At 71.1% G+C, this 13,068-nt stretch carries 13 protein-coding genes; 5 read left to right on the top strand and 8 right to left on the bottom strand.

Going from position 1 to position 13,068, the window contains the following annotated elements; all coding sequences use genetic code 11:
- Positions 1-23: 23 nt before the first annotated feature.
- Positions 24-1,490 (top strand): sensor histidine kinase, encoded by a 1,467-nt coding sequence (locus tag ABT122_RS10245; RefSeq protein ID WP_351548426.1) that lies wholly within the window; start codon positions 24-26, stop codon positions 1,488-1,490.
- 68 nt (positions 1,491-1,558) lie between these two features.
- Here the strand turns inward: ABT122_RS10245 and ABT122_RS10240 are convergent, their stop codons facing one another.
- Entirely contained in the window at positions 1,559-2,698 is a 1,140-nt protein-coding gene (locus tag ABT122_RS10240) for a PucR family transcriptional regulator (RefSeq protein WP_351548256.1), read from the bottom strand.
- A gap of 87 nt (positions 2,699-2,785) precedes the next feature.
- On the opposite strand from ABT122_RS10240, the gene ABT122_RS10235 reads away from it, so the two are divergent.
- The 3 genes from ABT122_RS10235 (at position 2,786) to ABT122_RS10225 (ending at position 5,892) form a co-directional block, all read left to right on the top strand.
- Positions 2,786-3,841 carry a ferredoxin reductase gene (locus ABT122_RS10235; protein ID WP_351548253.1) on the top strand — a complete coding sequence of 352 codons (1,056 nt, stop codon included), beginning with the start codon at positions 2,786-2,788 and terminating at the stop codon, positions 3,839-3,841.
- A gap of 7 nt (positions 3,842-3,848) precedes the next feature.
- Positions 3,849-4,967: a fatty acid desaturase family protein gene (locus tag ABT122_RS10230; protein WP_351548250.1), complete on the top strand. Its 1,119-nt coding sequence runs from the start codon at positions 3,849-3,851 to the stop codon at positions 4,965-4,967.
- 121 nt (positions 4,968-5,088) lie between these two features.
- Positions 5,089-5,892, top strand: coding sequence for an IclR family transcriptional regulator (locus ABT122_RS10225; protein ID WP_351548247.1), 804 nt, complete (start codon positions 5,089-5,091; stop codon positions 5,890-5,892).
- Between the two features lie 218 nt (positions 5,893-6,110).
- Here the strand turns inward: ABT122_RS10225 and ABT122_RS10220 are convergent, their stop codons facing one another.
- The 7 genes from ABT122_RS10220 to ABT122_RS10190 all read right to left on the bottom strand — a co-directional run bounded on the left by ABT122_RS10220 (position 6,111) and on the right by ABT122_RS10190 (position 11,666).
- Positions 6,111-7,337: an NAD(P)/FAD-dependent oxidoreductase gene (locus ABT122_RS10220; protein ID WP_351548244.1), complete on the bottom strand. Its 1,227-nt coding sequence runs from the start codon at positions 7,335-7,337 to the stop codon at positions 6,111-6,113.
- Complete coding sequence (locus tag ABT122_RS10215) at positions 7,337-7,555, bottom strand: ferredoxin (RefSeq protein WP_351548241.1); 219 nt, start codon at positions 7,553-7,555, stop codon at positions 7,337-7,339. Before ABT122_RS10215 ends, ABT122_RS10220 begins: the two co-directional genes overlap by 1 nt.
- A 61-nt stretch (positions 7,556-7,616) precedes the next feature.
- The gene (locus ABT122_RS10210; protein WP_351548238.1) at positions 7,617-8,408 is read right to left on the bottom strand and encodes an SDR family NAD(P)-dependent oxidoreductase; all 792 of its coding nucleotides are present in this window, start codon (positions 8,406-8,408) and stop codon (positions 7,617-7,619) included.
- A complete protein-coding gene (locus ABT122_RS10205) occupies positions 8,405-9,388 on the bottom strand; it encodes an ornithine cyclodeaminase family protein (RefSeq protein WP_351548235.1) in 984 nt (327 codons plus the stop codon). The genes ABT122_RS10210 and ABT122_RS10205 overlap by 4 nt, the downstream gene beginning before the upstream one ends.
- A gap of 41 nt (positions 9,389-9,429) precedes the next feature.
- Positions 9,430-9,777, bottom strand: coding sequence for a hypothetical protein (locus ABT122_RS10200; RefSeq protein ID WP_351548233.1), 348 nt, complete (start codon positions 9,775-9,777; stop codon positions 9,430-9,432).
- On the bottom strand, positions 9,778-10,326 hold the full coding sequence (locus ABT122_RS10195; RefSeq protein ID WP_351548230.1) for an aromatic-ring-hydroxylating dioxygenase subunit beta: 549 nt from the start codon (positions 10,324-10,326) through the stop codon (positions 9,778-9,780).
- A complete protein-coding gene (locus ABT122_RS10190) occupies positions 10,323-11,666 on the bottom strand; it encodes an aromatic ring-hydroxylating oxygenase subunit alpha (RefSeq protein ID WP_351548228.1) in 1,344 nt (447 codons plus the stop codon). The genes ABT122_RS10195 and ABT122_RS10190 overlap by 4 nt, the downstream gene beginning before the upstream one ends.
- A 360-nt stretch (positions 11,667-12,026) precedes the next feature.
- Here ABT122_RS10190 and ABT122_RS10185 point away from each other — a divergent pair, with 360 nt between their 5' ends.
- Positions 12,027-13,043 carry a dihydrodipicolinate synthase family protein gene (locus ABT122_RS10185; protein WP_351548225.1) on the top strand — a complete coding sequence of 339 codons (1,017 nt, stop codon included), beginning with the start codon at positions 12,027-12,029 and terminating at the stop codon, positions 13,041-13,043.
- Positions 13,044-13,068: the final 25 nt, after the last annotated feature.

Here is a 13,068-nt window from a genome sequence, read left to right as displayed (position 1 = left end):
GGCACACCCGCGGCAGGCTGCGCATGGGCACCCGGCTGGCGCTCGGGCTCGGAGCGCTGTCGCTGATCGTGTTCGCGGTCGTCGGCACCGCGCTGACCGCGTACATGCGCGACTATCTGGAGCGGCAGCTCAGCGATCGGATGAAGTCGGCCCAGGTGGTCCAGGCGAAGGACGCCATCGAGCACGGCGCGGTCCGGCGGGAGACGTACCTGGGCTGGTACCAGGCGGTGTACGACATCTCCGGCGGTGAGCCGCGGCTGCGGCGGCCGGCCGCCCTGCCCGAGGACAGCACGGTGTTCGCCTCGCTCGCCGAGCGGCTGGCCCGCTCGCGCGCCAACGACCTCTTCGACACCCGGCCTCTGGGCGGAAGGGGCACCTACCGGCTGCGGGCCTGCGAGGTGAGGCCCGGGGTGGTGCTGGTGACGGCGGCGCCGACGAACGACATCGAGAGCACCGTCACCCGGCTGATCACGGTCCAGGTGATCGCCTTCGCGCTGGCACTGCTGGCGCTGGTGGTGTTCGGCCGGCGAACGCTGCGGCGCGGGCTGGGGCCGCTGAGCGACATGGCGCACACCGCGCACAGCATCACCTCGCACGATCTGACCGATCCGGCGGCCCGGCTGCCCCTGCGCGCCGGCCCCCGGGGCGGCGGACCGGAGATGGAGGAACTGCGCACCGCGTTCAACACCATGCTGGAGCACATCGACGCCTCCCTGGCGGTGCGCGCGGAGGCCGAGCAGCGGCTCCGCCGGTTCGTCGCGGACGCCTCGCACGAGCTGCGCACCCCGCTGATGTCGGTGCGCGGCTACGCGGACCTGTTCCAGTACGCGGCGGCGAACGCGCCGGAGGAGCGCGACAGGCATCTGTCCCGGCTGCGCGCGGAGGCGGCCCGGATGGGCTTCCTCCTGGACGATCTGCTGCTCCTCGCCCGGCTGGACGCCTCCGAGGCGGAGACCCCGCTGCGGCTGGCGGAGACGGACCTGGTGGAGCTGGCGCACCAGGCGGCGGACGCGTTCCGGGCGAGCCACCCCGGCCATCCGCTGCGGATGACGACCGGACCGACCGCGGTGTGTCCGGCGGCGGACCCGCGGCGTCTGCGCCAGGTACTGGACAACCTGCTGGCCAACGCGGCCGTGCACACCCCGCCGGGCACCGGGGTGTCGGTCTCCGTCGCGGTGACGGGCGGCGAGGCCCTGATGGCGGTGGCCGACAACGGCCCCGGCATCCCGCCCGCCGACCGCGCACGTGTCTTCGACCGCTTCTACCGCGTGGACAGGGCCCGCACCCGCGATCGCGGTGGCAGCGGCCTGGGCCTGTCGGTCGCGGACTCCCTGATCCGCGCCCACGGCGGCACCATCGAACTGACGAGCGGCCCGGGCGGGACGGTGTTCACGGTCCGGCTGCCCCTGCGACAGGGCACACGGCCCACGGGGTCCCCGGCCGTCGGCCCGGGCGCGGTGGGGGAACCGGGCACCGGCAGGACCGCGTGACGCGTCGGTCCGGCGCGGGACAGGGGCGGCGGGGCCCCCTGGGCGGCGCGGAACGGTCCGCGCAGCGGTCAGCCGGCCCGGAGGCCGACCGCCAGCGTCAGTTCGAGGACCCGGTGCGGCGACGCGAGATCCGGGAACAGCTCCCGCAGCTGCGCCATCCGGTACCGGACGGTCTGGGGGTGGACGAACAGCGCCGCCGCCACCTCGTCCCGTCGGCCCTGGTGCAGCAGCCACGCCCGCAACGTCTCCTCCAGCCGCCGTGCCGTGGCGACAGGCAGCGTCCGCAGCGGTGCGAGAGCGCGGGCACGCAGGTCCGCGAGCGCGTCCGCGTCGGCGCTCAGCACCAGCTCGGGCAGGTGGTCCTCGGTGTCGCGGACATCCGAGGAGAGGGAGCGCGCGCGTACGGCTCGTGCGTACGAGGCGGACACGCGTGTCCAGGGCCGGGCCGGGCCGACCACGGCGGTGCGTTCGGCCAGCTGGGCCAGGAGGCGTGACCGGTCGGTGTCGGGGACGAGCAGCACACCGGTGGCGTCCGGCAGATCGTCGAGGACCAGGGTGCCCGGGTCGAGCGCGCGGTAGGAGGGCCGGGCCTGGGCGGCGGGCAGCAGGACCGCGGTCAGGGAGACCGGCGGCTGCCACCCGGCCCGTTGCGCGGAGGCCAGCAGTACGTCCGGGCTCGCGCCGGTGATGAGGTCGTGGGCCAGGTGTTCCAGGTGGAGCTCGTGGGCCCGGCCCCGGGCGGCCAGTTCGTCGGCGTGGCCCGCGGCGCTCGCGGCGGACAGCTCGTCGATGTAGGCGAAGGTCAGCTCGGCGAACTTGGCGACGTCGGCGGCGGGCAGACCCGCGGGTACGGCGCCCGCCGCCAGGCACCGCCAGGCGACGCGGGCGCCGACGCGGTAGGCGCTGAGCAGGGCGTCCATCGAACGGCCGTCGCGCACCTCGCCCCGGCCCAGCTCGTAGGCCGCGTCACCGGCGTCGCCGCCCGTGGCGTTCCCGCTCGCGAGGTCCAGATAGTGCCCCAGGGCGGTGCGGACGGATCGGCGGATGGTGCCGCCCATGCGGCCCGAGAGAGCGTTGGCGTAGGGAGGGACCTCGTCGATGATCGCCTGGACGACCTCGTCGGCGGTGCTCTTCAGCGCGGCGCGAAGCGCGGTGACCGTCGTCACATCCAGGGCCAGTTCGGTGGCCCTCCGGATCGCATGCCCCATCTTTTTGTTCCCTGCGCATAATTCAGCCGACCAGATTCACGTCCTACGGGTAAGACTTTACGCCCTGAGGCGCATCAAGCTGGAGTCATGACGAGTGCAGCCCTCCGCAGCAGGGCGTGGAAACTGCTGGAGATGGTCACGACGCCGCTGTTGCCGTCGGACTACCTCGACCTGGTCAGTCCGCTGCGCGCGGGCGCTGACCTGCGTGGACGCATCGAGGCCGTGCACCCCGAGACGGGTGACGCCGCGACCATCGTGATCAGGCCGGGCCGGGGCTGGCGCGGCCACACCGCCGGTCAGTATGTGCGGATCGGGGTCGATGTCGACGGGGTGCGCCTGTGGCGCGCCTACTCCATCACCTCGCCGACCGGCCGCCAGGACGGCCGCGTCGCGATCACCGTGAAGGCGATCCCGGACGGCAAGGTCAGCAACCACCTGGTCCGCAGGGCACAACCCGGCACACTGATCCAGCTCGACCAGGCGACCGGTGACTTCGTGCTGCCGGAGGCCAAGCCCGCCAAGGTGCTCTATCTGACGGCCGGCAGCGGCATCACGCCGGTCATGGGCATGCTGCGCGACACCGCGTTCGACGACGCCGTCATGGTCCACTGCGCGCCCCGGCCGCAGGACGTGATCTTCCGCCAGGAGCTGCACGAGCTGGTCGCGGACAGGAAGCTGCGTCTCACCGAGGTGCACACCGACACCGACGGCACGCTCGATGTCGCCCGTCTCGACGCGCTCGTGCCCGACTGGGCCGAGCGCGAGACCTGGGCGTGCGGGCCCGCGGGCCTGCTCGACGCCGCTGAGGAGCACTGGGCGGAGCACGGGGTACCGGAGCGCCTGCACACCGAGCGCTTCCGCCCCGGGGTCGCCGTCGTCGGCGACGGTGGCGAGGTCACGTTCAGCACCACCGGAAGGACCGTCGACGCGGACGGCGCCACGCCCTTGCTCGACGTCGGCGAGGAGGCGGGCGTCCTCATGCCCTCCGGCTGCCGCATGGGCATCTGCTTCGGCTGTGTCACACCGCTGAAGGCGGGCGCCGTCCGCGACCTGCGCACCGGCGAGATCACCGAGGCCGAGCCGGGCGTCCTCATCCAGACCTGTGTGTCCGCCGCGGCGGGCCCCTGCGACATCGAACGGTAGGAGCACCGTGACCGCCATCGACCCCACCGCCCACCTGACCGCGGAGCAGATCGAGGAGCTCGGCCGCGAGCTGGACGCGATCCGCGACGAGGTGATCGCCGACCGCGGCGAGAAGGACGCGGCGTACATCCGCAAGGTCATCTCGGTGCAGCGCAGGCTCGAACTGGTCAGCCGGGGCGTACTGCTGTTCTCGTTCTTCCCGCCCGCGTGGCTGATCGGCACCGCCGGTCTGTCCGTGGCGAAGATCATGGACAATATGGAGATCGGCCACAACATCCTCCACGGCCAGTGGGACTGGATGCGGGACCCGAAGATCCACTCCACCACCTGGGAGTGGGATCACGTCTCGCCGGCCGAGCAGTGGAAGCACTCGCACAACGAGCTGCACCACACGTACACCAATGTGATCGGCAAGGACAACGACCTCGGCTACGGCATCATGCGCGTCGACGAGGACCAGAGGTGGCACCCGTTCCACCTCGGCCAGCCGCTGTGGAACTTCATCAACGCCTGCTTCTTCGAGTACGGCATCGCGGCGTACGACCTGGAGCTCGGCAAGAACCTGCACAAGCGCCGCCGCAAGAACCCGGAGTTCCGCGCGCGGGCCAGGGCTGTGGGCCGCAAGATCCGCAAGCAGGTGCTGAAGGACTATGTGATCCACCCGCTGCTGTCGGGCCCGTCGTTCCTCACCACGCTCGCCGCCACGTTCACCGCGAACCTGATCCGCAACCTCTGGACGCACTCGGTCATCATGTGCGGGCACTTCCCCGAAGGCGTGCAGGTCTTCGAGCGCCGGTCGATCAAGGGCGAGACGCGCGGCCAGTGGTACCTGCGCCAGATGATGGGCTCGGCGAACATCAGCGGCAGCAGGGCCATGCACTTCATGACCGGCAATCTGTCGCACCAGATCGAGCACCATCTGTTCCCGGACCTGCCGAGCAACCGGTACGCCGAGGTCGCGGTGAAGGTGCGCGCGCTGTTCGACAAGTACGAGCTGGAGTACGTCACCGGGCCGCTGCCCAAGCAGGTGTTCTCCGCGTGGCACAAGGTCTTCCGGCTCTCGCTGCCGAACAAGAAGCCGAAGGCCGGGACGCCGGGCCGCGAGCGGGAGCTGATCGCGACCTGATCCCGGCGCTGGTGAGGGTCATTCGGCGGTACGCGCGGGCGTGATCGGGGCGGCGAACCCCGCGGATGAGGACGGCGCATGGGCTGATCAGGGGCGATCTGGAGCGTGGTAGATTCTGGCGATGTTCGAAAGTGGCGATTCGGCTCGCGCGTCCACATCCAGCTCGATGCAGAGCATGCACAGGGCTATGCGGATGCTTGAACATCTCGCCGAAAAACCGATGCGCGCGACAGAACTCGCGGAACGCACATCCTCGAAATGGGCGACGGCCCACCGCACGCTCGCCTACCTCCGCGAACACGGATTCGTGCACCGGGACGAGGCGACCGGACTGCACTACGTCGGTCGCCGGCTCTTCGCGATCGGCTCCTCGTATCTGAGCGAGCACCCCCTTTTCCACACGGGCGAACCGCTCATGCGGAATGCCGCTGACCGTGTGGGCGGATTTGTTCAGATCGCCGAGCGCGAGGCGTACGCGTCGATCGCGATCGCGAGTGTCGAACCGCGCGATCCGGTCGCCAGTCTCTCGTACGGGAATACCTATCGGCCGTACCCGCTGCACATCGGTGCCCGGGGGCTGGTTCTCCTGGCTTTCGCCCCGGCCGAATTCAGCGATGCCTACATCAGCCATTTCGCGTCGGTGGAGGATGATGAGACCGGCATCGGCGACCCCGCCGCGCTGCGCTCCCTCCTGGAGGACGCGAGGAACGCGGGTTCGGTGACCACGGACCACGACATCACGGCGGCGACGACCGCGACCGCCGCTCCCGTACGCAATGCCGAAGGCGTGGTGGTGGCGTCCGCGTCCGTGGTGAAGGGGCGCGGGGACGGTCACGATCCCGGCGGGGTGCGGGAAGTGACGCTCGGTCTGGCCGTGTCGCTGTCGCAGCTGCTGGGGTGGCGGGGAAGAGTGGCGCCTCGTTGACCGGGCGGGGGCGCCGGGGCACGTGGTTCGGCGTCCTCACCGAGGGGACGCCGACAGCGCACCGCCCCGGCGGCGGGTGTGCCCCCGTGGGTGGCCCTTGAGGGAATGGCTTCCGGTGGGGGCCACCCACGGGCTGTGCCCTTCGCGGTGGAGCGGCACTCCGGCCGGCGGACGGCCGGGTCCGTCCATGGCCGCCGGCCGGTGAGCGGGCACCCGGGTCAGAGGGCGCCGTTCGCGCGGGGCCAGGGAGCGCCGTCGGCCACGAGTGCCCGGTGGCGGATGAGGGCGCGGGGCGCGTCGACGGCCAGGGCGGCCGTGGCCCGCCCGTCCCGGGTGTAGAGGGCGACCAGACCGGACTCCCCGGGTGCGCCGGCGAGGATGTCGACGTCGTCCCCGGGGCCCGGGGCCCCCACCAGCTGGGTGCGCGTACCGAACTGGTCCGTCCAGAAGGAGGGCAGCGCGTCGAGTCGTGACACCGCCTCACCGCCGGCGGCGACAGCACCGGCGACGATGTTCTCGGCCACGACGGTCGCCTGCGGGCTGACGTGGTTCCAGTGCTCCGACCGCAGGGGGCGGCCGTGCCGGGGGGAGTGCCACCTGGCCGCGTCCCCGAGGGCGAGCACCCCGGCGACGGACGTGCGCCCCGCGTCGTCGCAGACCACCCCGTTGTCCACGTCCACGCCCGACCCCCGCAGCCACGCGGTCTCGGGGACTCCGCCGAATCCGATGACCACCAGATCCGCGTCGAGGACGCGGCCGTCGGTCAGCCGTACGCCGGTGACGTGATCGTCGCCGACCAGACCCGCCACTCCCGTGCCGAGTTCCAGCACGGTGCCCCGGGCCCGGTGCAGTCGGGCGAAGTGGTCTCCGACGACGGGGCCCAGAACCGTGCACATCGGGGCCGGCTGGAGATCGACGACGGTCACCCGGCGGCCGAGGGAGCGGGCGCTCGCCGCGACCTCGCAGCCGATGAAGCCGGCCCCCAGGACGACGACGTCCGCCGCGGTGGCCAGGCCGGTGCGGACCGCGAGGGCGTCGTTCAGCGTGCGCAGAACGTGGACACCGGCCAGATCGGCCGGAAACGGCGGGCGGCGGGCGGCGGAGCCCGTGGCGATCACGACGACGTCCGCCTCGGCCGGCGATCCGTCGTCGACGGTCACGCTCTTCCTTCCGGTGGCGACGCTCAGCCCGGTGGCCCGGCACCCGGTGCGCAGGTCGAGCGCGAGGCCGGCCACCTCGTCCTCGGTCATCAGATACAGCGCGTCGGGTTCGGTGAGACCGGTGAGCAGGTCCTTGGAGAGCTGGGTGCGGTCGTAGTGGGCACGAGTCCTCTCGGCCCCGATCACCGTCACCCCGCCGTCGTAGCCGAGCCGGCGCAGCTCCTGTGCGACGGACATGCCTCCGAGGGAGCCGCCGACGATCGTCACGTTCTCGGGCCGGGCCATCAGCCGGTCACCTGAAGGGCGCGGGCGGGGCAGGACCGCACGGCACGCTCGGTCCTGGCACGCAGCTCGTCACCGGGCTCGTCGTCGAGCACGACGACCCGGTTCTCGTCCTCGTCCAGGTCGAAGACCGCGGGGGCCTCCAGCACGCAGCTGCCGTAGCCGCGGCATTTGTCGAGACGGGCGATCACTTTCATGGCAGTACCTCTGATCTTTCGCATACACCGGCACTCCTTCGGACGCGCCGGGACATCGGGGACGATGTGAGGGGAGCCGGCCTCGTCAGCCGAGGAGATAGCCGCCGTCGATCGGCAGGACGGTCCCGGTGATGTAGCGGGACCGGTCGTCGGCGAGGAAGACGATCCCGTCGGCGACCTCGTCCACCGTGCCGGGCCGCCGCATGGGGACTCCGCCGCCGACGGGCGGCGGCTCGTCCGGGATGTCCCCCGACCGGGCGCCGGCACGCAGTGCGGCCGCGCTGGTCTCGAAGAGCCGGGTCGGTATCCAGCCGGGTGCGACCGCGTTGACGCGCACCCCGTGGGCCGCGACCTCGGCGGCCACCTTCCGGGTGAGGCCCACCACGGCGTGTTTGGACGCGATGTACGCGGCGCCGCCGCCCCGGGGGACGAGCCCGGCGGACGACGCCACCGTGATGACGCTCCCCCGCCCCCGCCCGACCAGGGCGGGAAGCGCGGCGCGCAGGACATTGACGGTCCCCTGGACGTTCACCCGGATCACCGACTCCCAGACGGCGTCAGTGAGTTCCGCGAACGGCAGGTTCTGGTCGAAGATGCCGGCGGCGTGCACCACCACCTCCAAGGGACCCAGTTCGTCCTCCGCGGCGCGGACCGCGTCCGCGACGGCGGTGCCGTCCGTGACGTCCACCGCGCGGGCCGCGGCTGCCGTGCCGCAGGACCGGATCTCGTCCGCGGTCTCCCGCGCCCCGGCCCCGGACAGGTCCACGGCCGCCACGGCGAACCCGGCGCGGCCGAGCGCGCGGGCGGTGGCGGCTCCGATCCCGCTGGCGGCTCCGGTGACCAGCGCCGTGCGCCCACGGGTGACGGGCGCGCTCATGACCCGGCCGGCTTCTTGACGCACAGGAGGCCGAACTCGGTCCCGGTGCCGGTGGCGCGGGCGGCCCCGTACACCGCGCGGGCCGCGACGAGATCCTGCAGCGCCGTCCCCACGGACTTGTAGACCACGATGTCCGCGGGGTTCTCACGGCCCGCTCCCCCGACGGCGAGTTCCGCGAGCGATCGCATCTTGCCGTCGAGCACCCCGGCGCCGTCCGCGGCGATCAGGTCACCGGACTCGCCACGGGCCTGTTCGGGGGCGTCGCTGACGACGAGGGCGGAGCGGGCGATCACCTCGACGTCGAGCTCGCGCAGGGCGGGCATCGTGGAGCCGATCGACAGGACCGTCGCACCGGGTGCGAGCCAGTCCCCGCGCAGGGCCACCCGTCCGGTGCCCATTCCGGTGTTCGTCGCCACGACCACCACCGGGGCCGAGGCGGCCCGCTCGGCCGCGTCCACCGGGGCGACGGCGATGCCGAGCCGTTCGGCCATGCGCGCGGCGAACCGCTCGCGCCGCTCCGTGTGGGGGCTGAACACCGAGACCCTGGCCACCTCGATGGCCGCGCAGACGCCTTCGAGGTTGGTCTCGGCCTCCAGTCCGGAGCCGATCAGCCCGACCTCGACCGGGCCGGCGGGGCCGAGCAGACCCGCCGCCACCCCGGTCGCGGCGCCCGTCCGGGCGGCGGTGAGGTAGGCGCCGTCCAACTGGGCGAGCAGTTCGCCCGACGTCTCGTCGTAGAGACCGATGAGGTACTGGACGCCGCCGGCGGCGACCTGGTTGAACACTTTGAAGCCCATCACGCCGGCGCCGCCGACGATCCCGGGCATGAGGCGGAAGAATCCGGGGGGCGCGTCCAGGTTGACACGGTCGGGGAGCTGGACCCCGCCTCGGGCCTCGACCCGGTATCCGTCGCGCAACGCGTCGACGAGCTGGTCCATCCGGAGGGAGGCGCGGACCTGGTCGTCCGTCAGAAGAAGCATGTTCGACACCTTTCTCGATCGCGGCCGTGCCGCTTGTCGGGTCAGAGGGGGGACGGGTCCGGCTCGGGCCCGAAGGGCTGGTCCGGCTCGGGCCCGAAGGGCTGGTCCGGCTCGGGCCCGAAGGGCTGGTCCGGCTCGGGCCCGAAGGGCTGGTCGAGGAAGTGGGAGAACACGTCCGGCGACTGCCAGCTGATGCTTTCGAGGCCGAGGGGATCGAGGCGTACGCGATGGCCCAGACGCAGCGACCGGATCTCGGCCCGGTGGCCGTTCGGGGTCCTGATCTTGCTGATCCGCACGGCCGTGAATTCGTTGATCACGGTGAACTCGGCCTCGACGACGCTGTCGTCGCCGGGGGGAGCGACCGCGTGGGGCAGGTCGCCGCCCGGCACTCAGATCACCATCCGCAGATGCGGCAGCCGGATGACACTCTCGTCGAAGACGGTGGTGCGGCTCACCAGGCCCCAGCCGTCCGGGCGGCGCCGTACGAGGTCACGTCGTCCCGCCGGGGCGATGACGGCGGGGTGCGACTGGTGGACGACGCTCACCAACACATTGCTGTCGATCATGTACTCGCCCTCCCGCTCCCCGGGCTCCGCGACAACATTGGTGACGAAGCGGCGGATTCGGTGCAGCGGCACCTCGCCCCAGGCGAAGTCGATGTGGTCCGGTTCGAAGCGGCGCGCCCACAGCGAGGCCAGCGAGTCCCGTGACTCGTCCACCAGATACGCGCCGGGGAAGACCGGCGCCAGCGACGGGTCATCGCGGGTGACGGTGACCGGGACGCGGTAGACGAACTCGTCCTCCAGGAGGGGAAGCCAGTTCGGGTAGTCGTAGGCGTCCAGCAGTCGCGCTTCGATGTCGTAGAAGTGGCGCAGCGAGCCCGACGTCTCGGCGTCCACGGCCCGGAACCGGGCGGGCCGGGCGGTACGTGCGCTCATCGGGCCGCCCTCCGGCCCGCTCCGGTGGAGGCGAACGTCTCGTCGTTCATCAGCTCTGCCCAGCGGCGGTACAGCTCCCGCTGGTTCGTCTCGGAGTGATCGATGTCGTAGACGTCCCCGGGCCAGGTCTTCTCCGTGTCCTTCGGCGCGGAGAGGCCGCCCTCGTAGACGAAGTCCGTCGCGCGTGCGACCGAGCCGCGGCTCATGTCCGCGACACTCGTCCAGTTCTGCAGATCGTCGGTGTCGAAGATGCCGGCCAGGCCGACCATCCGCAGGTTGGCCCGGAGCGAGTGCGCGCGCTGCTCGTCGTCGTACCACCGCGGCACGAGCGCCCAGAGCATCAGCTCGCTGTGCATGCTGTCGATCGGCTGCCACACGCGGAACTGGACGTACGACACGGCCGGCGTGTCGTCCCCGGAGCTGAGGGAAGCGGCGTCGATGAGCGACAGGTTCGGGAAGATGTTGCCGTGGAAGACGGACTGGCGTGACATCAGGTCGATCTGGCCGGGCTCCAGCCCCTCCGCCATCTCCTGCCACCTGTCGGGCGGATAGCCGAAGAACATCGGCTCGGTCCCGGGCAGGTCGTAGTGCTGGACACGGAACGCGTGGCCGTTTCCGGCGACGACGCACCGGCCCCGCATATCGGCCATCGAGACACCTTCCAGCTGGGGGAAGGCCTCGGTGTTGAGGTAGGTGCCCAGTTCGATCGGGCTCTGATGGGTGGTCGCGAGGTGGTATCCGTCTCCGGCGAAGTTCTCCGAACCGAGCTTCCAGTTGGTCCGGACCCGGGCGCGGGCCGGCGGGCCGAGCGCCACCAGGTCGCCGGCCTTGTCGAGGACTCCCCTGAGGTACCACGCGGCCGGCCCGAGTTCCTCGGCGAGGGGCGGCGCGCCGGGGTTCCAGCTCGCGAACACGAGCCCGTGGAAGCTCTCCACATGAGGGACGCGGACCAGGCCGAACGCCGACTTGTCGAAGGACGGCTCGAAGACCTGCTTGCGTTCCGGAACCCCTTTGAGGTCACCGGAGTTGGAGAAGGTCCAGCCGTGGTAGCTGCACCGGAAGTGCGAGGAATTGCCGAGGTCGGCACGGCACAGCTGGGTTCCCCGGTGAGTGCACGAGTTGAGGAACGCCCGGATCTCCCCCTGTTCGTCGCGGGTCACGATGACGTCCTCGCCACCCAGGTTCCGCGTGACGTAGTCACCGGGTTCGGCGATCTCGCTCTCGTGCGCCACGAAGAGCCAGCACCGGCGGAAGATGCGCTCCATCTCCAGCCGGAACTCGTCGTCACCCCAGTACGACTGCCGGCTCACACGGGTGTCGGTCGTTGTCGCCCTGATCATCTGCAGACTCCTGTCGTCCAGCGCGGCACAGGTCTTATCCACATAGTGGATACATCATCCATTTAGTGGGTGCGGTGAAGCTACAACCGCGATTGACGGGTGTCAACGCCCGCGGGAACGCCCGGAAAAGCCCCGCTTCACCCCTCCGGACCCCCGGGCCACGACGGCACCGGATCGGGAGCGAGTGGCGTGCGACAGGGCCGGCCCGGGGCGGGCCGAGCAGCCCGCCACCGAACCATTGACCCCGTCCGGAGTGATTGCTAGCCTCCGCAATCATCCACAGAGTGGGCGCTGTATCCACTATATGGATATTCATAGGCGCTGCGGATTCGCGCCGACCCGTACGAACGGAGTCCGTCCATGAGCTACTCACGCCTCGAAGCCCGCGACTGGGCCAAGCAGAACATGACCGGCATCTGCGGCTGCGTGATGCCGACCTTCACCGGAGATCTGGCCGGGATCAACGAACGTGCCGTCCGGCACGACATCGGCATGGAGAAGAACATGGGCATGTCCAGCACGCTCATCGTGTCGGAGTGCGGCACCTCCTTCGAGGAGCTTCTCCAGGTCACCGAGATCGCGATCGACGAGGCCGGGGACGAGCTGCAGACCGTGGTCCACGCCGCGCTGCCGACCCTGGAGGACAACATCCGCCTGGTCCGGGAGTCGGAGAGGCGGGGGGCGACCTTCGTCCTCCTGTCCTACCCGCTGACCTTCTACCCGGCCACGGAGCAGGAGGTCTTCGACTACACCAAGGCCGTGGCCGACAGCACCAATCTCGGCGTCATCATCTTCGCGATGCACCTGTGGAACTTCCGCCGGCTGCACCCGAGTCACTTCTCACCGCGGCTGATCGGCCGGATGATCGAAGAGATCCCGAACGTCGTCGCGGTGAAGAGCGAGGTCGGCGGTCCGGGGGTCGGCGGCATCGCCGAGATCTTCCACAGGTACCGGGACCAGGTCATCGTCATGGACCCGATCGAGTCCAACTCCCCCGCATGGCACTCGATGTACGGGATGCAGTGGATGGGCACATCGAACTACGAGGCGTACGGGCCCTGGGTCGCCCGCTACTTCGCCCTCATGCGCGAGGGGAGGTTCGACGACGCGATGGAGATCTACTGGAGGATTCACCCGGTGCGCGAGGCGGACTCCGCCGCCGTCGGGCAGGCCGTGGCCGGCACCGCCATGGTCCACCGCTACCTGTGGAAGTACCAGGGGTGGCTCAATGGCTTCAACGGCGGACCCATGCGCGCACCGCTGTCGCGCATCAACGACGGGCAGATGGCACAGCTCCGCGCCGCTGCCGTGGCCGCCGGACTCGACGTCACGGACTCCCCGGACAGCGAGTTCTTCGCCGGCCGCAACCCGGCCTGACGGTCTCCCGCGACACGCAGCGAAG

It is taken from the genome of Streptomyces sp. NPDC001985, assembly GCF_040296845.1.
Lineage (GTDB): Bacteria > Actinomycetota > Actinomycetes > Streptomycetales > Streptomycetaceae > Streptomyces.
The sequence above is the reverse complement of the archived record's forward strand: the minus strand, read 5'-3'. Positions and strand labels throughout refer to the sequence as shown.